Here is an 18,999-nt window from a genome sequence, read left to right as displayed (position 1 = left end):
GATGTGCCTACAGATAGCGAAGTTCCGGCCACAGCGCGGACCACGGCTGTCGCGGACCGCGGCACAACCAGATCGTCGTGCCCTGCGCCGAGTTTTCGATCCCGAGCCCGTTGTCCACCACACCGGCATGGCGGACATCGGTGAAGTACCGGCGCAACTGGGCCTCTGAACCGCCCACGTACACCACGGTCGTCGCATCCTCCGATGGCATGCCGAAGTACCAGTAGCCACGGTGCGGGCTGTACGCCGTGGGCAAACCACGTTCGGGCCCATAGCGGGCAAGAGCGCTGGCCACCCAATAGTCGTGAGCGACAATCGTCGCGCCGGCGTCGGCGCCGTGAACGGTGGCCACGGTGTCGGCAAGCTGGGGCCAGCCGACACTCTCGAAGTTCATCGCGTTCTGGTCAGGGTCCTCACCCGCCAGGCTCTCGACCGGCCTGATCGGAAGTGCCATGACAAGCATCGCGATCGACAGCACGCCGGCGGGCCACGCGACCCACGGCAGCCAGCGACCGGAAACGTGGTCCGAGCCGACTGCGCCGATCGCCACCAACCCGGCGTACATCCCCGTCATGTAGTAGCCATGCCCGAAGGTGAACCAGAAAACCAGTAGAAGCCCTGCGAACGTGCAGCCAAGGAAGCGGAGTTCCGGAGATCGAAAAGCGCGACACAGCCCGCCACCCAGTAGCAACACGCCAAGCACGCCGAGGGGAACCACCACCTCCACCAGGTAGCCGACCACGCCGCCACCACCGGGATCGGCCTGCGCCACCAGCGCCTCACCCATCTCCAGTTGCGGCCACCCGTGCCGCGCCTGCCACCACAGCGCAGGCGCCGACGTAACAGCCGCGATACAGGCGCCCAACCAGAACGTCTTGCGGCGCAACAACCCCCGGGGCCCGGCGACGATTATCGCCGCACCCGCGACCACCCAGAAGAAGACAATCAGGTACTTCACCTGTAAGGCTACCGCCGTCACCAACCCGAGCCACAACAACAAACGGTCGTCACGGCGTCGGCCCCACCGAACCAGCAACCAGGTGCAGACAATCCACAGAAAGGTGTCGACGACACTGGTCGTAAGCACATGCCCACCTGCCGCCACCCCCGGCGCCCCAGCAACAGCCGCGGCGGTCAGTACCTGGGCACGTAGTGAACCTCCCAGTTCCTTGGCCGTAACTGCCGCGAACAGGACGCCGGCGACCGCACAAGCGACAGCGGGCACCCGCAACGCAACCACAGAACCGGGAAACAAGGTATCCATGAGCCGCGCGAGCAGTGGCGTGAGCGGCGGCTGGTCCACATACGACCAGTCCAGATGCCGCCCAGCCGAGAGGAAGTACAGCTCGTCCCCGTGATAGCCGTAACGTCCACTGGTCAACAGCAGGAGCAATCCCAGCATGCCCGCCAACACCGCGACAGGCCACGGCACAACCCCACCACGCACGAAAGGTCTGGCAAGCACCGTGGTAAGCCGCATGCGGGCCTCCCCAAAACCGACAGGCCAGGCGGCCGCCCGGCACAGGGCATCATCCACCCCCAACGCCGCCCCGCCCAGGAGAAAACATCGGCGAAACCCACCGGGATTTTCGCCGTCCCAGGTCATCAAGCCACCCGGGGTGGGGTCTATCCCGTGATCGGTTTGCGCGCCGTGAGGCGCTGTGGGTTCGAGTGGAGGCGAGAAACCTTCGCCGCTGTCCTGGCGCAGCCGCGCGGTGTAGCTGAAGGCAGCCTGATCCGGGCGGGTGGTGTCGGAGAGGATGGGAGCAGCCCTGACAAAGCCAGGGCGTGGCCAGTACTGCCTGATGGTGCGCGGACGTGCCCTCCTGTGACGAGTTCGACCACACGGTCATCGTCTCGCCACAGAACAACGACATGCAGCGGGGCAAGAAGAGACGGACGAAGACGCCGACGGGACAGCGGTGGGTGGACACCGCGGCCAACGGCTACCTCATCCGGGTAAGCGACGCGGCCCGGCTGCTCGGCGCCACCAGCATCCTGCGTGGCATTCGCCCGGACCTCGCACTCACACTCGTAACCCTGGGAATCGGCCGCGACGGTATCCGGACATACGCCACTGTGGCCGACGCACTTGGAGCTGCCTTGTAAGTCATCAGAGCCGCAAGACGGACGGCGGCGACGAGGAGATTCGCCTGGCAAGAGGCAATATGGTTACGGTCGGACCGCGCGAGTGGTGGCGGGGTATGCTTGGCCGCCGGTGGCGGGGCGAACCGCTGTGCCGGTCGTACAGCCGTCGAGGCCGGGGGCATCAGCACACACGTGATCACTGTCGCCAGCTCTTCGACCGGGCGGCCCTCGGTGGCGGCCGGGCAACAACGCGGCGCGCCGCTGCCCGGGCCCGGGTCCAGAGCGAGCCCAGTGCGTCGCCGGCCATCGCCAACGTCAGCGACGTGGTCGCTGATGAGATCCGCACCTGGCAGAACCGGCCCGTGGACGAGGTCTACCCGATCCTGTATGTGGACACCATCCACATCAAGGTCCGCGACGGTGGCCCGGACGGCAGCACCTCGACACGAGGGCATCGACCTGTGATCGTACGAAGATACGGACCTATGAGCCAGCGTCGCCATTTCAACACAGCACGGAACGTCAACCACCCTCTCTTAGGAACAACATCCACGGCCAGCACGTTCCGATTGACAGCACCAACGTGGCCGCGAACAATTGGCACATGATCTCAAACGAGCAAAACCAGGATCCGATAATTGACGAGTGGCTTCTCACTTTTGCCGACCGAGAAGCAGTGTCACAGTTTGAGGGCAACCAGCTTGTCGCACTTACAACCTTATCCCTGCGACATCGTCCAACAGACTTCCCCGCAGAGGTGATCGACCGATGGAAACGGCTAATCGAAATGTGCCGAATCATGGCAAATCAATCGGATGCTGCACTTGTCGCACAAGAAGTGCGCAAGGGAACATCGTGGCAGCAGATAGCAGAGCGGGTCAGCCTATCCGATGCCGAGCAGGCGAAAGAATGGCAGCAAAAGCTACTGAACCCCAACCCATAGGATAACCACTGCGGGCTGCCGAGAAACGGTTACCCGCTGCTTCAAAATTGCCACCATTGAAACCTCCGGTTTGACTAAGTAAATGACTTCAACCAGCCCACACATCAAGTGTCGTTACAAATAACAATCAAACCCTGATCGACTCGGATCATCTGCAGGGTCAACAATACTCCACCAAGAGGCGCCGGAACGTAATCGTTGAACGGAGTTTCACGACACTTGATGACCTTGTTGCGGCGTTCACCAACAGGTCTTTAATATCCCTCCCCTCGAAGATCGAAGATGTTCAACCCCCGAAGTCAGAGTGAGCACACCGGAAATGGACTGCCAAGCATTTGATCAATCGAGAATACAAGTTGCCGACGAGGAACATCTCGAACCTTGTCACAGTGCGAGAAAAACTATAATCCTCCAGCAGAGAACTGCCGGTAATCTCGCCATCGAACAGTCCAAACCTGGCCATATCAATGTTACCGACCAAGTTGCTGTCAACAGACAGGTGGAAGACCGGCAGAACCTGCGGCAAAACGATGCTATCTATAGAAGGCAGATCACGCGGCAGAACCACGTCGTACAGTACTACCGATCCGACCCAGTCCGGCAATGGCAGAGGCGTTACCCCTCTGGACACGACCGCCAACGACAGGGTAGGTCGTGCGGGGACGTTCGGGCAGCCATCGGCTGTCGCTTCCGCTGGGAGCGCGACCTGGGAGGAATCTGGGAGGACCGACCTACGCTGGACCGCCGCGAACGGCAGTGAGCGTCGTTCGACCGTACCGCCCTGACCTGCTGGATCCCAGTTTTCGCAGGTCAGCGACCGGGTAGCGGCTACGTTGACACGGTAGAGGTCAGTGGTTCGATCCCAGTATCGCGCACCACCTGTTTTCCCAGGTCAGCGGCCCTGTTCTCACTCACGAGGACAGGGCCTCACTGCTGAATGGCAACCCCCATGTCCCTGGCGGCTTCGTCCCAGGGCGAATTGGTGTACACCAGGTCGTCGGCGGTCAGCGGGTCCACCCACAGCGCGGTCACCCGCTCTGCACGGTCCGCCGTGCGGTGCGGTACCGGCCGGTCCTGGCTCGCGTGCACGGCGGGCCGGTCGCCGACAGCAGTGCGACGAGCGGCAGGGTGATTCTTCGTTTCATACCAACAGTTTCCGCGTGGAACCCGGTCCGGCGAAGGGTCCGGTCCACTCAGCGGACCGGCTAGGACGGCGGGTAGCGGTACATCAGCGTCCGGCCCGCGCTCACGAAGGAGCACGCCGTGACGGTGGCCTACGTCCGGGCCGCGACGCCTGCGCGGCGTTTGGTCCAGACGTCGTAGGCGACGGCGGCGAGCAGGACCAGGCCTTTGACCAGCATGACCTGCTCGCTGGGTGCCCCGATCAGGGACATGCCGTTGTTGATGACGGCCATGATCAGGCCGCCGGTGATCGCGCCGACGATCCGGCCCACACCGCCCTGCACCGCCGCACCGCCGATGAACGCGGCCGCGATCGCGTCCAGTTCGAAGTTGATCCCGGCGGTCGGGCCGGCCTGGTTGAGCCTGCCCGCGAAGATCACCCCGGCCAGTGCGGCGAGCACGCCCATGTTCACGAAGACCCAGAAGGTGACCGCCTTGACCTTGACGCCGGACAGCGTCGCCGCCTGCAGGTTGCCGCCGATGGCGTAGACGTGCCGGCCGAACACCGACCTGCCCGCCACCAGCGAGTAACCCAGCACCAGGACCGCGAGCAGGATCAGCACCCACGGCAGGTTCCGGAACCGGGCCAGCTGGACGACGATCGCCAGCACCAGGATCCCGGCCGCGGCGATCTTGAGCAGGAACAGCGGATACGGGTCGACCTGCTGGCCGTAGCCGAGCCGCGCGATGCGCTGCCGCCACCGGGTGACCGCGATCCCGGCGACCGTGGCGACACCGGCGAGCAGGCTGAACAGGTCCGCGCCGCCGAGCGGGCCGAGGCCGACGTTGCCGAGGTAGCCGCCGGTGAACCCGTTGGACAGGGTCCGGATCGCGTCCGGGAACGGCCCGATGCCCTGGTTTCCCAGCACCGTCAGCGACAGCGCGCGGAACACGAGCATCCCGGCGAGCGTGACGATGAACGCCGGGATCCCGAAGTAGGCGACCCAGTATCCCTGCCAGGCACCGACCGCGGCGCCGACACCCAGCGTGGCGAGCACCGCGAGCGGCCAGGGGACCTGGAGATCGACCATCAGCACGGCGGCGACCGCGCCGGTCACGGCGACCAGCGAGCCGGCCGACAGGTCGATGTGCCCGGAGATGATGACCAGCATCATCCCGACCGCCAGAATCAGCACGTAGGAGTTCTGCACGATGATGTTGGAGATGTTCTGCGGTTCCAGCAGGGCTCCGCCGGTCAGCACCTCGAACAGCACCACGATCAGGGCGAACGCGACGAAGATGCCGCTCTGCCGCGGGTTGATCGGAAGCCGTCGGCCCGGCTTGGCCGCGGACGCGGTGCCGGCGCGGGGCGGGGCCGCCTCCTCCGTGGACGTCATCGTGCTGCTCCCGTTCCGTTGTCCTGTGCGGTCATGTACCGCATGAGAAGTTCCTGGTCCGCCCGCTCCCTGCCGACCTCGCCGGTCAGCCGCCCCGCGGACAGCGCGTAGATCCGGTCACACAGGCCGAGCAGTTCCGGCAGCTCCGAGGAGATCACCAGGATCGCCTTGCCCTGCGCGGCCAGCTTGTTGATGATCGTGTAGATCTCGTACTTCGCCCCGACGTCGATCCCGCGGGTCGGCTCGTCGAGGATCAGCACGTCCGGGTCGGTGAAGATCCACTTGGCCAGCACCACCTTCTGCTGGTTGCCGCCGGACAGCTGCCCGGCCACGCTGGCCACCCCGGGTGCCTTGATCCGCAGGGAGTCCCGGAATCCCTCGGCCACCCGGTGTTCCTCGTACCTGTTCACCCAGCCCCGTCTGGCCACTGTGGACAGATTGGCCAGCGAGACGTTGCGGGCGATGTCGTCGATGAGGTTGAGCCCGTACCGTTTGCGGTCCTCGGTGGCGTAGGCGATCCCGTGCCGGATGGCGTCGCCGACCGAGCGGACGGTGATCTCCCTGCCGTCCTTGACCAGCCGCCCGGAGATGCCGGTGCCGTAGGAGCGGCCGAACACGCTCATCGCGAGTTCGGTGCGGCCCGCTCCCATCAGCCCGGCGAGCCCGACGATCTCGCCGCGCCGCAGGGTCATGCTGACGTTGTCGACCACCACCCGGCCGGGCTGGGTGGGGCTGTGCACGGTCCAGTCCTCGATCCGCAGTACCTCCGGGCCGATGTCGGGTTCCCGTTCGGGGAACCGGTGGTCGAGGTCGCGGCCGACCATGCCGGTGATGATCCGCTGCTCGGTGAGCTCGCCGCCGGCCAGCGTCCCGACGGTCCGGCCGTCGCGCAGGATGGTGACCGTGTCGGCGATGGCGGTGACCTCGCCGAGCTTGTGCGAGATGATCACCGAGGTGACGCCGTCGTCGCGCAGGCCGCGCAGCAGGTCGAGCAGGTGCGCGGAGTCCTCGTCGTTGAGCGCCGCGGTCGGCTCGTCGAGCACCAGCAGCCGGACCTTCTTCGACAGTGCCTTGGCGATCTCGACGAGCTGCTGCTTGCCGACGCCGAGGTCGGCGACCGGGGTCACCGGCGACTCCCGCAACCCGACCCGGCGCAGCAGCTCCGCCGCCTCGTGGTTGGTGCGGTTCCAGTCGACGAGGCCGCGCCGGGCCCGCTCGTTGCCGAGGAAGATGTTCTCCGCGACCGACAACTGCGGGCACAGCGCGAGTTCCTGGTGGATGATCACGATCCCGCGGCGCTCGCTGTCGCGGATCGAGCCGAACGCGCACGGTTCGCCGTCGAACTCGATCTCGCCGTCGTAGGACCCGTGCGGGTACACCCCGGACAGGATCTTCATCAGCGTCGACTTGCCCGCGCCGTTCTCACCGCAGATCCCGTGGACCTCACCGCGCCGCACGGCGAGGTCCACGTCGGCGAGTGCGGTGACCCCGGGGAAACCCTTGGTGATCCCCCGCATCCGCAGCAGCGTGCCGGTCATTTCAGCTGATCCGCCGTGTAGTAGCCGGAGTCGACGAGCGCGGCCTGGTAGTTGTTCCTGTCCACGGTCACCGGCTGCAGCAGATGAGCGGGCACGACCTTGTTGCCGTTGTTGTAGTCGGTGGTGTTGTTGACCTCCGGCTGGCCGCCCTTGAGTACCGCGTCGGCCATCTTCACCGTCACCCCGGCGAGCTGGCGGGTGTCCTTGAAGACCGTGGAGTACTGCTCCCCCGCGATGATCGACTTGACCGACGCCACCTCGGCGTCCTGGCCGGTGACGATCGGATACGGCTGGGCCGGGGTGCCGTAGCCGCTGCTCCTCAGCGCGGACAGGATGCCGATGGACAGGCCGTCGTAGGGCGAGAGGATGCCGTTGACCTTCCTGCCGCCGGTGTAGGTCTTGGTGATCAGGTCCTCCATGCGCCGCTGCGCGGTCGCCGGGTCCCAGCGCAGGATGGCGGTGGGCGCGAAGTCGGTCTGCCCGCTGGGCACGACCAGCTTCCCGCTGTCCATCAGCGGTTTGAGCACCGACATCGCGCCGTTGAAGAAGAACGTCGCGTTGTTGTCGTCGGGCGAGCCGCCGAACAGCTCGATGTTGAACGGCCCCGGCCCGGTGCCCAGGCCCTTGAGCAGCGAGTTCGCCTGCTCGACGCCGACCTTGAAGTTGTCGAAGGTGGCGTAGTAGTCGACGCTGGGGCTGTTGCGGATCAGCCGGTCGTAGGAGATGACCGGGATGTTGCCGTCCTCGGCCTGCTGCAGCTGGCTGGTCAGCGCCGTTCCGTCGATCGGGGCGACCACGAGCAGCTTCGCGCCCTTGGTGATCTGGTTCTCGATCTGGTTGGCCTGCGTGGGGATGTCGTTCTCGGCGTACTGCAGGTCGACCTGGTAGCCGAGGTCCTCCAGCCCCTTCTTGATGTTGTTGCCGTCGTGGATCCAGCGTTCCGACGCCCTGGTCGGCATGGTCACGCCCACCAGCGAGCCCGCGCCCGCGGCGCCGGCCTGCTGGTCGACGGTCTTCTCCGCCGACCCGCAGCCCGCGAGTACCAGCATCGCCGCACCGGCGACGACGGCCGTTCTGGGAAACCTCATCGTTTCACCCTTTCTCGATCGGCCTTTCAGAAGCCTCGGGCGAGGCGGTAGTAGGCCTGGTTCCAGCGAATGCGGTCGGCGAACCCGGCCGTCGTCGTCGTGTCGTCGATGACCAGCAGCTCGACACCGAGCAGGTGGGCGAGGTCCCGGACGGCCTCGACCCCCACGGCCTGGGTGAGCACCGTGTGGTGGGGCGCGCCCGCGGTGATCCACGACTCCGCCGAGGTGGCCAGCGTGGGAGCGGGCTTCCAGACCGCCCTGGCCACCGGCAGGTTCGGCAGCGGCTCGTCCGGCGCGACGACCTCGACCTCGTTGGCGACCAGGCGGAACCGGTCACCGAGATCGGCCAGCCCGACCACGACGCCGGGGCCGGGCGCGGCGTCGAAGACCAGCCGCACCGGGTCCTCCCGGCCGCCGATGGCCAGCGGATGGATCTCGCACGACGGCGTCGCCGCCGCGATGCTCGGGCAGACCTCCAGCATGTGGGCGCCGAGGATCTTCGGCTCACCGGGGCCGAAGTGGTAGGTGTAGTCCTCCATGAACGACGTGCCCCGGCCGGTTCCCGCGCCCATCGCCTTGACCGCGGCCAGCAGCGCGGAGGTCTTCCAGTCCCCCTCGCCGCCGAAGCCGTACCCGTCGCCCATCAGCCGCTGCACGGCCAGCCCGGGGAGCTGGCGCAGGCCGCCGAGATCCTCGAAGTTGGTGGTGAACGCGCCGAATCCGCCATCGGTGAGGAAACTCCGCAGACCCAGTTCGATCCGCGCCGCGTACCGCAGCGCCTCGTGCCTGGCTCCCCCGCGTTCCAGCCCGGGCGCCAGCGCGTAGTCCTCGGCGTACTGCTCGACGAGCAGGTCCACCCGCTCGCCCGCGGCGCCGTCGACCCGTTCGACCAGGTCGCCCACGCCGTAGGTGTTCACCGAGACGCCGAACCGCAGCTCGGCCTCGACCTTGTCCCCCTCGGTCACCGCGACGTCGCGCATGTTGTCGCCGAACCGCGCCAGCCGCAGCGTGCGCAGGTGATCGGCGCCGATCGCGGCACGGGCCCACGCCTCGATACGGGCGACGACGGCCGGGTCGGCGACGTGGCCGGCCACGGTCTTGCGGGCCGTGCCGACCCTGGTCTGGATGTGCCCGAACTCGCGGTCACCGTGCGCGGCCTGGTTGAGGTTCATGAAGTCCATGTCGATGGTCCGCCACGGCAGCGCCTCGTTGAGCTGGGTGTGCAGGTGCAGCAACGGTTTGCGCAGCGCGTCCAGCCCGGCGATCCACATCTTGGCCGGGGAGAACGTGTGCATCCACGCGATCACCCCGACACAGGCCGGATCGGCGTTGGCGGCCGCCAGGACCGCGCGGATGGCCCGCGCGTCGGTGAGCACGGGCTTCTCGACGATCTCCGCCGGGACGCGGCCGGTCTCGGCGAGCATGCGCCGGATCCGCGCCGACTGGTCGGCGACCACGGCCAGCGCCTGCTCGCCGTAGAGCGCCTGGCTGCCGGTGAGGAACCAGACCTGCGGTTTACCTGCCGTCATGTTCTCCCTCATTGCTGGCCGTAGACGTTCTGGTAGCGGGCGTAGAGGCGGTCCACGTCGTCGGCGGCCAGCGCGGGCGGCCGGCCGAGCTGGTGTGCGATGTGGACGGTGCGGGCCACGTCCTCCACCATCACCGCCGCCTTCACCGCGTCGCGTGCCGTCCGCCCGACGGTGAACGGCCCGTGGTTGCGCATCAGCACCGCGGGCGAGCGGCTGGACCGCAGGGTCTCGACGATGCCGCGGCCGATCGAGTCGTCGCCGATGAGCGCGAACGGCCCGACCGGGATGTCGCCGCCGAACTCGTCGGCGATCATGGTGAGCACGCACGGGATCGGCTCCCCGCGCGCCGCCCACGCGGTGGCGTAGGTCGAGTGGGTGTGCACCACTCCCCCGACCTCGGGCATGTGCCGGTAGACGTAGGCGTGTGCCGCGGTGTCCGAGGACGGCGCGAACTCGCCGTGCACCAGTGAGCCGTGCAGGTCGGTCACCACCATCGAGTCGGCGGACAGCTCGTCGTAGGCGACGCCGGACGGCTTGATGACCATCAGGTCGCGGCCCGGTACCCGCGCGGACACGTTGCCCGCCGTCCAGATCACCAGCTCGTTGCGGGTCAGTTCGCCGTGCAGGTCGGCGACGGTGCGGCGCAGCTGCGCCACGGTGGTGGCGATCTCGTCGGTGAGTGACATCTACGGCCGTCCCTTCCGCCGCGCCGCCAGCCGGTGCAGCACGTCGTCGCCACCGCGGCCGAAGTGGTCGTGCAGCGCGACGTAGTCCGCGTAGAGCTCCTGGTATGCCTCGACGTTGGCCGGCACCGGCCGGTAGGCGGCCCGGTGTACCGAGCCCATCGCCTTCGCCGCGGTACCGACGTCGGCGTAGCACCCGGCGGCGACCGCGGCGTGGATGGCCGAGCCGAGTGCCGGGCCCTGCGCCGATCCGATGACCGACAGCGGCAGCCCGGTGACGTCGGCGTAGATCTGCATCAGCAGCGGGTTCTTGAGCAGCCCGCCTGCGATGATCAGCTCGGTCACCGGCAGCCCCGCGCCGGTGAAGGCGTCGATGATCATCCGGGTGCCGAACGCCGTCGCCTCCAGCAGGGCCCGGTAGGTGTCCTCGGCGCGGGTGGCCAGCGTCTGCCCGGCGATCACCCCGGACAGTTCGTGGTCGACCAGCACCGAGCGGTTGCCGCTGTGCCAGTCGAGCGCGAGCAGGCCGTGCTCCCCGATCCGCTGCCGCGCCGCGAGCTCGGTGAGCAGCTCGTGCACCGAGATGCCGCGGACGCGGGCCCGGTCGTGGTAGGCGGGCGGGACGCCGTGTTCGGCGAACCAGCCGAAGATGTCGCCGACGCCGCTCTGCCCGGCCTCGTAACCCCACAGGCCTGCCACGATGCCGCCGTCGACGACCCCGCACATGCCCGGCACCTCACGCAGTGCCGCGCCGTTCATGACATGACAGGTCGAGGTGCCCATGATGGCGACCATCTGGCCCGGCTCCACCGCCTGCGCGGCCGGTGCGGTGACGTGCGCGTCGACGTTGCCGACCGCGACCGCGATCCCCGGCCGCAGCCCGGTCAGCGCGGCGGCCCCGGCGGTCAGCGTGCCCGCGGGCGAGCCGAGCGCGCCGAGCGGATGGGCGAGCTTGGTATCCACAAAGGACTCGAACCCGGGTGCCAGTGCGCCGAGGAACTCCGCGCTCGGATACCGCCCGTCCTGCAGGATTCCCTTGTACCCGGCGGTGCAGGCGTTGCGGACGTAACGGCCGGTGAGCCGCCAGACGATCCAGTCGGCCAGCTCGACCCAGTGCCGCATCGCGGCGTAGACCTCCGGAGCCTCCTCGAAGATCTGCAGCGCCTTGGCGAACTCCCACTCCGAGGAGATCATGCCGCCGTAGCGGGCCAGCCAGCTCTCCCCGCGCGACCGGGCCAGGTCGTTGATCCGGTCGGCCTGCGGCTGTGCCGCGTGATGGCGCCACAGCTTCACGTAGGCGTGCGGGTTGCCCGCGAACTCCGGCAACTCGCACAGCGGCGTGCCGTCCGCGGTGACCGGAACCATGGTGCAGGCGGTGAAGTCGGTGCCGATGCCGACCACGTCCGCCGGATCGGCCCCGGCGGCGCGGATCGCGCCGGGCACGGCGTGGGCCAGCACGTCGACGTAGTCCTCGGGCACCTGCAGTGCCCAGCCCGGCGGGAGGGACTCGCCGGTGGCGGGCAGCCTGCGGTCGATCACCCCGTGCCGGTACTCCCACACCGCGGTCCCGAGTTCCGCGCCGTCGCGGACCCGGACGACGACGGCGCGGCCGGACAGCGTGCCGAAGTCGACACCCACCACCAGCGGTTGCGCGGGTATGGCTGACACCGTCGATCCCTTCCGTCCGGGGTTAGCGTTCACATCGACCGGCCGGACAGGTCCGGCCGGGATGGAACGTGGTGGCCAATGTTAGCGATAACATCCCTGCGGTCAAGAGTGTCGGAAAGCCGAAGTCACCGCGCGGTGTTAGCGTTGACATCCGTTCCCAGACGGAGGTCACCGCGGAGGCAGGATTGAACCGGAAGACCAGCCCGGCACGGCGGCCCGCCGTGATGGCGGACGTCGCACGGCTCGCCGGGGTCTCGCACCAGACGGTGTCGCGGGTGCTCAACGATCACCCCTCGGTGTCACGGGCGACCAGGACCCGCGTGGTCGCGGCCATCGAGGAACTGGACTACCGGCCCAACTCCGCCGCCCGTACGCTGGTCACCCGGCGGTCGAAGGTCATCGGCGTGGTCAGCTTCGACACCACGCTGTACGGGCCGGCCAGCACGCTGTCCGGCATCGAGCAGGCCGCCCGGCGGGCCGGCTACTTCGTGAGCATCGCCAGCGCCAAGGACCGCGACGGCGAGGCCGTCCAGCAAGCGCTGGAACGGCTCTCCCGGCAGTTCGTCGAGGGAATCGTCATCATCGCGCCGCGCCGCGCGACGGTCGAGGCACTGCGTGGCGCGCCGTCCGGCCTGCCGATGGTGGTGGTCGAGGGCGGCGACGGCGACGGCCGCCCGGTCGTGTGCGTCGACCAGGCCGGGGGCGCCCGCCTGGTCACCCGGCACCTGCTCGACCAGGGAGCACCCACGGTCTGGCACGTCGCCGGGCCCGCCGACTGGCTGGAGGCGCAGAGCCGGGTCGACGGCTGGCGGTCGGTCCTGCGCGACGCCGGTGCCGCCGAGCCGGAACTACTGCGCGGCGACTGGAGCCCGGCCTCCGGCTACGCCCAGGGGCAGGTGCTCGCCGAACGCTCCGACGTGCGTGCGGTGTTCGTCGCCAACGACCAGATGGCCCTCGGCGTGCTGCGCGCGTTCCACGAACGCGGCGTCCGGGTCCCGCACGACGTCCTCATCGCCGGGTTCGACGACATCCCCGAATCCGCCTACTTCACCCCGCCGCTGACCACCGTCCGCCAGGATTTCGACACCGTCGGACGACGCAGCATCGACCTGCTCCTGGACCAGATCAACGGCACCCGGCCCGAGCCCGCCGCGCTCGTGCCCGCCGAACTGGTCATCAGGCAGAGCACGGTGGGCACCCCGCGCCACGCGGGCTGAGCGGGCTCGCCGAACCTGCCACAGGACCGCGCCGCCGCGTTCCTGGGAGGGTTCCCAGTATGCTTGCCGGCATGACGAGCACGGGCCGCGCCAGGCGCCCCACGCTGGAGCAGGTGGCCGCGGAGGCCGGTGTCTCCCGCGGCACGGTTTCTCGCGTGGTCAACGGATCCCTGGAGGTCAGCCCGCGCGCGCTCAAGGCCGTCCAGGAGGCGATCCGCAAGCTCGGGTACGTGCCCAACCAGGCTGCCCGCAGCCTGGTGACCCGGCGCAGCGACACGGTGCTGCTGGTGGTGTCCGAGTCCGAGGCGAGGGTGTTCAGCGAGCCGTTCTTCGGCAGTCTCGTGCGCGGCATCAGCCAGGAGCTGTCGGCTACTCCGCTGCAGCTCAACCTGATGATGGCCAGCACGGCCCGCCAGCACGACCGGGTGGAGCAGCTGGTCCGCAACGGCCACGTCGACGGCGTCGTCCTGATCTCGCTGCACGGCGACGACCCGCTGCCGCGCAACCTCGCGGCGGCGGGTTCGCCGGTGGTCCTCGGCGGACGGCCGATCTCCGACCTGGGCGGCGTGCCCTACGTCGACGCGGACAACCTGGCCGGCGCGAAGTCGGCGACCGAGTACCTGCACCGGCAGGGCAGGCGCCGGATCGCCACGATCACCGGCCCGCAGGACATGGCACCGGGCATCGACCGGCTGGAGGGCTACCGCCGGGCGTTGCGCGGCAGGCGCGGCGGGGCCCGGCTGGTGGCACAGGGAGACTTCGGGCAGGCCAGCGGCGAGGTGGCGATGCGGGAGCTGCTCGCCGCCGATCCCGCGGTCGACGCCGTGTTCGCCGCGAGCGACCTGATGGCCGCGGGCGCGCTGCGGGCGTTGCGGGCCGCCGGCCGCCGGGTACCCGACGACGTCGCGGTGATCGGCTTCGACGACTCGGCGGTCGCGCAGCACACCGACCCCGCGCTGACCAGCGTCAGCCAGCCCGTCCAGCGGATGGGCCGCGAGCTCGCGCGGCTGCTCGTCGCGCGGATCCGCGAGCCGGGCACCGTCCTCGATCCGGTCGTGCTGCCCACCGAGCTGGTCGTCCGCGAATCCGCCTGAGCGCTGGTAACGCTCCAGAAACGGCTTCTTGACACTCACCCGGCCGAGGGACAGACTCGCCCAATCTGGGAGCGCTCCCATACAGTCCGTCTCCGACCCGAGGGGCTTCACGTGCGAAACCGATCAGTGGGAACACCGGGCAGACCAGGACGACACCGACGACACCGCCTCGCACTCGGCGCACTGCTGGCGGCCGCGGGGCTGCTCGCCGGCGCCTGCGGCGCCTCCGGCGGGGAACAGCCGGCCGGGCAGTCCGGGCCGATCGAGCTGACCATCGCCACCTTCACCGAGTTCGGCTACGAGGACCTGCTGCGCGAGTACGAGTCAGCCCACCCCGGCATCAAGATCACCCACCGCAAGACCGGCAAGGGCGGCCCGCACCACCAGAACCTCATCGCCAAGCTCGGCGCCGGTTCCGGCCTGGCCGACATCGAGGCGGTCGAGGAGGGCCACCTGTCCAACGTGCTGGACAAGGCGTCCCGGTTCAACGACCTGTCCCAGATCGGCCCGGCCGGCGTCACGGCCGACCGGTGGCTGCCGTGGAAGTACGAGGCGGCCAGGAGCAAGGACGGCAAGCTGATCGGTTACGGCACCGACAGCGGCCCGCTGGCCATGTGCTACCGCAAGGACCTGCTGGAGGCCGCCGGCATGCCGGCGGACCCGCAGAGCGTGAAGCCGCTGTTCGCCACCTGGGAGTCCTATTTCGCCGCGGGCCGCGACTACGTCGCCCGCTCCGGCGGCAAGGCGTGGTTCGACTCCGCCTCGCAGAACTTCAACTCCATGGTCAACCAGCTCGAACTGGGCTACGTCGGCCGGGACGACAAGCTGACCCTGGAGAACAACGCCGCCATCCGCGACAGCTGGAACCAGGTCACCGCGGCGGTCACGCAGGGGCAGTCCGCCAAACTCAGCCCGTTCAGCAACGAGTGGAACACCGGGTTCAAGCAGGGCGCGTTCGCCACCAAGGTCTGCCCGGCCTGGATGCTCGGGGTGATCAAGGAGCACAGCGGCCCGGAGAACGCCGGCAAGTGGGCCGTCACCGACGCCTTCCCCGGTGGCGGCGGCAACTGGGGCGGCTCGTACCTGACCGTGCCCACCCAGAGCAAGCACCCGAAGGAGGCGGCCGAGCTGGCTGCCTGGCTGACCGCGCCCGAGCAGCAGCTCAAGGCGTTCGTGGCGAAGGGCAACTTCCCCAGCCAGACCAAGGCGCTGGAGTCCCCGCAGCTGCTCGGCCAGACCGACCCGTACTTCGGCGGCGCCCGGATCGGCGAACTGTTCGTCGCCCAGGCCCGCAAGGTCAAGCAGCCGCAGTACAAGGGCCCCGGTGACGGTCAGATCCAGGAGAACGCCGCGGCTCCCGCACTGCAGGCCGTCGAGCAGGGCACCTCGCCGGAGGCGGGCTGGCAGCAACTGGTCACCACGGCGAAGACCATCGTCCGGTAACCCCAGATGGCCAGGCCGACCCTCCGCCAGCGACTGTCCACATGGGACGTCAAGATCTCGCCCTATCTCTACATCGCGCCGTTCTTCCTGGTGTTCGGCCTGGTCGGGTTGTTTCCCCTGCTCTACACCGGCTACGTGTCGCTGTTCGACTGGGAGATCGGCGACGACCAGCCCGGCTTCGCCGGATTCGGCAACTACGTCCGCCTCTTCGGTGACGACCGGTTCTGGAACGCACTGGTCAACACCCTGTCGATCTTCGTGCTGTCCAGCGGCCCGCAGATCGTCATCGCCGTGCTGCTGGCCGCACTGCTCAACACCAGGCTGCGCGGCCCGACGGGCTGGCGGGTGGGGATCCTGCTGCCCTACGCCGCCAGCCTGGTCGCGCTCGGCATCATCTTCGCCAACCTGTTCGGCCCGCAGTACGGGCTGGTCAACTCGGTACTCGAACTGCTCGGGCTGGACCGGGTCGACTGGCAGGCCGACCGGTTCGCCAGTCACCTGGCGATCGCCGTGATGGTCAACTGGCGGTGGACCGGCTACAACGCGCTGATCGTGCTCGCGGCCATGCAGGCCATCCCGAAGGAGATCAACGAGGCCGCCGTCGTCGACGGCGCGGGACCGGTGCGCCGGTTCGTCAGCGTCACGCTGCCGCTGCTGCGGCCGACGCTGATCTTCGTGGTGATCACCTCGACCATCGGCGGCCTGCAGATCTTCACCGAACCCAAGCTGTTCGACACCATGCAGGGCTCGAACAACGGCGGTTCCACCAGCCAGTTCCAGACCGTGACGCTGTACCTGTACCAGTCCGGCTTCGAGAACTTCGAACTCGGGTACGCCTCGGCGATCGCCTGGGTGCTGTTCGTGATCATCCTGGTGTTCGCGTTCGTCAACTTCCTGATCACCCGCCGCCTCGCCGGCACCGGCGGAGGTCCACGATGAGGGCACGCGGCCGGCCCGGGTTCTTCGGCTACGCCACGCTGATCGCGTTCGTGCTGGGGTCGCTGTTTCCCTTCTACTGGTCGTTCCTGGTCGCCAGCAGGGACAGCGGCATCCTCGCCGAGGGCGTGCCGCCGCTGCTGCCCGGCGGGAACTTCCTCGCCAACGCGGCCAGGGTGTTCGACTCGGTGCCGTTCTGGAAGGCGCTGGGCAACAGCGTCGTCGTGGCGGGCACGGTCACGCTGACCACCGTGCTGTTCTCCGCGCTGGCCGGGTTCGCGTTCGCCAAGCTGCGCTTCCGCGGCCGTGATCCACTGTTCGTGTTCATCGTGGTGACGCTGGCCGTGCCGACCCAGCTCGGCGTGATCCCGCTGTTCATCGCCATGTCCGAACTCGGCTGGGCAGGCGGGCTGGCCGCGGTCATCGTGCCGAACCTGGTCACCGCCTTCGGCGTGTTCTGGATGCGTCAGTACACAGTGGACGCACTGCCGTACGAGCTGATCGAGGCCGCCAGGATCGACGGGTGCAGCATGATCCGCATCTTCTGGCACGTCTGCCTTCCCGCGGTCCGGCCCGCGGCGGCGGTGCTGGCGATGTTCACGTTCATGACGTCGTGGAACGACTTCCTCTGGCCGCTGATCGTGCTGGACGCGGGCAACCCGACCGTCCAGCTGGCGCTGGAGAAGCTGCAGAGCGGCTACTACGTCGACTACTCGCTGGTCCTGGCCGGCACGACGCTGGCGACCATTCCCATCTTGATCGTCTTCCTTCTCCTCGGCCGCCAGATCGTGGCCGGGATCATGCAGGGTGCTGTGAAAGGGTGATCCATGTCGACCATTCCCCGTGAACTCGCCACCGGGCCGGCGCTGCGCTTCCCCGAGGGTTTCCTGTGGGGCGCGGCGACGGCGGCGTTCCAGGTGGAGGGCTCCGTCGCCGCCGACGGGCGGGTTCCGTCCATCTGGGACACCTTCTGCGCCCGCCCCGGTGCCGTCCGCGGCGGCGACACCGGGGAACCGGCAGCCGACCACTACCGTCGCATGGAGTCCGACGTCGCCCTGATGGCGGAGCTGGGGCTGGGTGCCTACCGGTTCTCGGTCGCCTGGCCCCGGATCGGCACCGACCCGTCGGCACCGAATCAGGCCGGACTGGACTTCTACCGGCGCCTCGTGGACACCCTGCTGGAACACGGCATCACCCCGTGGCCGACGCTCTACCACTGGGATCTGCCGCAGTCGCTGGAGGACCGGGGCGGCTGGGCGGCACGGGAGACGGCGTACCGGTTCGCCGACTACGCCGACGCCGTCGCAGGCGCCCTCGCCGACCGGGTGCACACCTGGACGACGCTGAACGAGCCGTGGTGCACCGCCTTCGCCGGCTACGCCTCCGGCAGGCACGCACCGGGACGCACCGAGCCGGCCGCGGCCGTCGCCGCCACCCACCACCTGCTGCTCGGGCACGGCCTGGCCACGCAGGCGATCCGGGCCCACGGCAGGCACACCGCGGGCATCACGCTCAACCTGTTCCCCGTGCACCCGGCCGACCCCGCCGACCCCGCCGACGTCGAGGCCGCGCGACGGGTGGACGGCCTGCAGAACCGGATCTTCCTCGAACCGCTGCTGCGCGGGCACTACCCCGCGGACGTACTGGCCGACCTCGCCCCCTACGGGCTCGGCGAGCTGATCGGCGCGGACGACCTGGCCACCATCGCCGCCCCGCTGGACATGCTGGGCGTCAACTACTACCGCGACCACCACGTGTCCGGGCACCCCGACGAGAACTCCGGCCCGCCCTCGGAGTGGGTCGGCGCCGAGCACACCTCCTTCCCCGCCCGCGGGCTGCCGCGCACCGACTCCGGCTGGGAGACCAACCCCGGCCAGCTCACCGCGCTGCTGCTCGACCTGCACCACCGCTACCCGGGGCTGCCGCTGTACGTCACCGAGAACGGCGCCGCCTACCCCGACGTGGTCGGCCCCGACGGCGCGGTCGACGACCACGACCGGGTGAACTTCCTGCTGAGCCATCTGGCGGCGGCACACGAGGCCATCACCCGCGGCGTCGACCTGCGTGGCTACTTCTACTGGTCACTGCTGGACAACTTCGAATGGGCCGAGGGCTACGCCAAACGGTTCGGCCTCGTTCACATCGACTACCCGACCCAGCGCCGGACACCGAAACTGAGCGCACGCCAGTACGCGGCCGTCATCAGGAACAACGGCCTGCGGACCCGCTAACACTCTGTCAGCTTCCCCGCAA

The 18,999-nt window shown here is 68.7% G+C and carries 15 protein-coding genes and 1 pseudogene; 9 read left to right on the top strand and 7 right to left on the bottom strand.

Features of this window, described 5'->3' with window-relative positions; all coding sequences use genetic code 11:
* Positions 1-7: 7 nt before the first annotated feature.
* Positions 8-1,606, bottom strand: a complete 1,599-nt coding sequence (locus EWH70_RS26390; protein WP_240687243.1) for an ArnT family glycosyltransferase — start codon at positions 1,604-1,606, stop codon at positions 8-10.
* Positions 1,607-1,818: 212 nt separating this feature from the next.
* Here EWH70_RS26390 and EWH70_RS26385 point away from each other — a divergent pair, with 212 nt between their 5' ends.
* The 3 genes and pseudogenes from EWH70_RS26385 to EWH70_RS26375 all read left to right on the top strand — a co-directional run bounded on the left by EWH70_RS26385 (position 1,819) and on the right by EWH70_RS26375 (position 3,031).
* On the top strand, positions 1,819-2,109 hold the full coding sequence (locus EWH70_RS26385; protein WP_130478221.1) for an STAS domain-containing protein: 291 nt from the start codon (positions 1,819-1,821) through the stop codon (positions 2,107-2,109).
* A gap of 284 nt (positions 2,110-2,393) precedes the next feature.
* Positions 2,394-2,513, top strand: a pseudogene (locus EWH70_RS36315) (transposase); the annotation flags it as partial.
* 179 nt (positions 2,514-2,692) lie between these two features.
* On the top strand, positions 2,693-3,031 hold the full coding sequence (locus EWH70_RS26375; RefSeq protein WP_130478219.1) for a hypothetical protein: 339 nt from the start codon (positions 2,693-2,695) through the stop codon (positions 3,029-3,031).
* 1,274 nt (positions 3,032-4,305) lie between these two features.
* On the opposite strand, the gene mmsB is transcribed toward EWH70_RS26375, so the two are convergent.
* From mmsB to araB, 6 genes are read right to left on the bottom strand one after another with little or no spacing between them, the layout of a single operon-like run.
* Positions 4,306-5,550, bottom strand: coding sequence for a multiple monosaccharide ABC transporter permease (gene mmsB, locus EWH70_RS26370; RefSeq protein WP_130478218.1), 1,245 nt, complete (start codon positions 5,548-5,550; stop codon positions 4,306-4,308).
* Complete coding sequence (gene mmsA, locus EWH70_RS26365; RefSeq protein WP_130478217.1) at positions 5,547-7,088, bottom strand: multiple monosaccharide ABC transporter ATP-binding protein; 1,542 nt, start codon at positions 7,086-7,088, stop codon at positions 5,547-5,549. Before mmsA ends, mmsB begins: the two co-directional genes overlap by 4 nt.
* Positions 7,085-8,176, bottom strand: coding sequence for a multiple monosaccharide ABC transporter substrate-binding protein (gene chvE, locus EWH70_RS26360; protein WP_130478216.1), 1,092 nt, complete (start codon positions 8,174-8,176; stop codon positions 7,085-7,087). The genes mmsA and chvE overlap by 4 nt, the downstream gene beginning before the upstream one ends.
* Positions 8,177-8,202: 26 nt before the next feature.
* Complete coding sequence (gene araA / locus EWH70_RS26355; RefSeq protein ID WP_130478215.1) at positions 8,203-9,705, bottom strand: L-arabinose isomerase; 1,503 nt, start codon at positions 9,703-9,705, stop codon at positions 8,203-8,205.
* A gap of 8 nt (positions 9,706-9,713) precedes the next feature.
* Complete coding sequence (locus EWH70_RS26350) at positions 9,714-10,391, bottom strand: L-ribulose-5-phosphate 4-epimerase (RefSeq protein WP_130478214.1); 678 nt, start codon at positions 10,389-10,391, stop codon at positions 9,714-9,716.
* Positions 10,392-12,047: a ribulokinase gene (araB, locus tag EWH70_RS26345; protein WP_130478277.1), complete on the bottom strand. Its 1,656-nt coding sequence runs from the start codon at positions 12,045-12,047 to the stop codon at positions 10,392-10,394. It lies immediately after the preceding gene.
* Between the two features lie 194 nt (positions 12,048-12,241).
* Here araB and EWH70_RS26340 point away from each other — a divergent pair, with 194 nt between their 5' ends.
* The 6 genes from EWH70_RS26340 (at position 12,242) to EWH70_RS26315 (ending at position 18,977) form a co-directional block, all read left to right on the top strand.
* Positions 12,242-13,273, top strand: a complete 1,032-nt coding sequence (locus tag EWH70_RS26340) for a LacI family DNA-binding transcriptional regulator (protein WP_420809094.1) — start codon at positions 12,242-12,244, stop codon at positions 13,271-13,273.
* A 71-nt stretch (positions 13,274-13,344) separates the two neighbouring features.
* Positions 13,345-14,367, top strand: a complete 1,023-nt coding sequence (locus EWH70_RS26335) for a LacI family DNA-binding transcriptional regulator (protein ID WP_130478213.1) — start codon at positions 13,345-13,347, stop codon at positions 14,365-14,367.
* A gap of 111 nt (positions 14,368-14,478) precedes the next feature.
* A complete protein-coding gene (locus EWH70_RS26330) occupies positions 14,479-15,810 on the top strand; it encodes an ABC transporter substrate-binding protein (protein ID WP_420809093.1) in 1,332 nt (443 codons plus the stop codon).
* Positions 15,811-15,816: 6 nt separating this feature from the next.
* Entirely contained in the window at positions 15,817-16,749 is a 933-nt protein-coding gene (locus EWH70_RS26325) for a carbohydrate ABC transporter permease (RefSeq protein WP_130478212.1), read from the top strand.
* On the top strand, positions 16,746-17,570 hold the full coding sequence (locus EWH70_RS26320; protein ID WP_130478211.1) for a carbohydrate ABC transporter permease: 825 nt from the start codon (positions 16,746-16,748) through the stop codon (positions 17,568-17,570). Before EWH70_RS26325 ends, EWH70_RS26320 begins: the two co-directional genes overlap by 4 nt.
* Before the next feature lie 3 nt (positions 17,571-17,573).
* Positions 17,574-18,977, top strand: coding sequence for a GH1 family beta-glucosidase (locus EWH70_RS26315; protein WP_130478210.1), 1,404 nt, complete (start codon positions 17,574-17,576; stop codon positions 18,975-18,977).
* The last annotated feature ends 22 nt before the right edge of the window (positions 18,978-18,999 follow it).

The organism is Amycolatopsis suaedae, assembly GCF_004214935.1.
GTDB lineage: Bacteria > Actinomycetota > Actinomycetes > Mycobacteriales > Pseudonocardiaceae > Amycolatopsis > Amycolatopsis suaedae.
This window is presented reverse-complemented; position numbering and strand designations above follow the sequence as displayed.

What these genes read in the sequence shown, in the direction of transcription:
- EWH70_RS26390 (WP_240687243.1), bottom strand. Translation starts at nt 1,606, where the DNA reads ATGACCTGGGACGGCGAAAATCCCGGTGGGTTTCGCCGATGTTTTCTC.
- EWH70_RS26375 (WP_130478219.1), top strand. Translation starts at nt 2,693, where the DNA reads ATGATCTCAAACGAGCAAAACCAGGATCCGATAATTGACGAGTGGCTT.
- mmsB (WP_130478218.1), bottom strand. Translation starts at nt 5,550, where the DNA reads ATGACGTCCACGGAGGAGGCGGCCCCGCCCCGCGCCGGCACCGCGTCC.
- mmsA (WP_130478217.1), bottom strand. Translation starts at nt 7,088, where the DNA reads ATGACCGGCACGCTGCTGCGGATGCGGGGGATCACCAAGGGTTTCCCC.
- chvE (WP_130478216.1), bottom strand. Translation starts at nt 8,176, where the DNA reads ATGAGGTTTCCCAGAACGGCCGTCGTCGCCGGTGCGGCGATGCTGGTA.
- araA (WP_130478215.1), bottom strand. Translation starts at nt 9,705, where the DNA reads ATGACGGCAGGTAAACCGCAGGTCTGGTTCCTCACCGGCAGCCAGGCG.
- EWH70_RS26350 (WP_130478214.1), bottom strand. Translation starts at nt 10,391, where the DNA reads ATGTCACTCACCGACGAGATCGCCACCACCGTGGCGCAGCTGCGCCGC.
- EWH70_RS26335 (WP_130478213.1), top strand. Translation starts at nt 13,345, where the DNA reads ATGACGAGCACGGGCCGCGCCAGGCGCCCCACGCTGGAGCAGGTGGCC.
- EWH70_RS26325 (WP_130478212.1), top strand. Translation starts at nt 15,817, where the DNA reads ATGGCCAGGCCGACCCTCCGCCAGCGACTGTCCACATGGGACGTCAAG.
- EWH70_RS26320 (WP_130478211.1), top strand. Translation starts at nt 16,746, where the DNA reads ATGAGGGCACGCGGCCGGCCCGGGTTCTTCGGCTACGCCACGCTGATC.
- EWH70_RS26315 (WP_130478210.1), top strand. Translation starts at nt 17,574, where the DNA reads ATGTCGACCATTCCCCGTGAACTCGCCACCGGGCCGGCGCTGCGCTTC.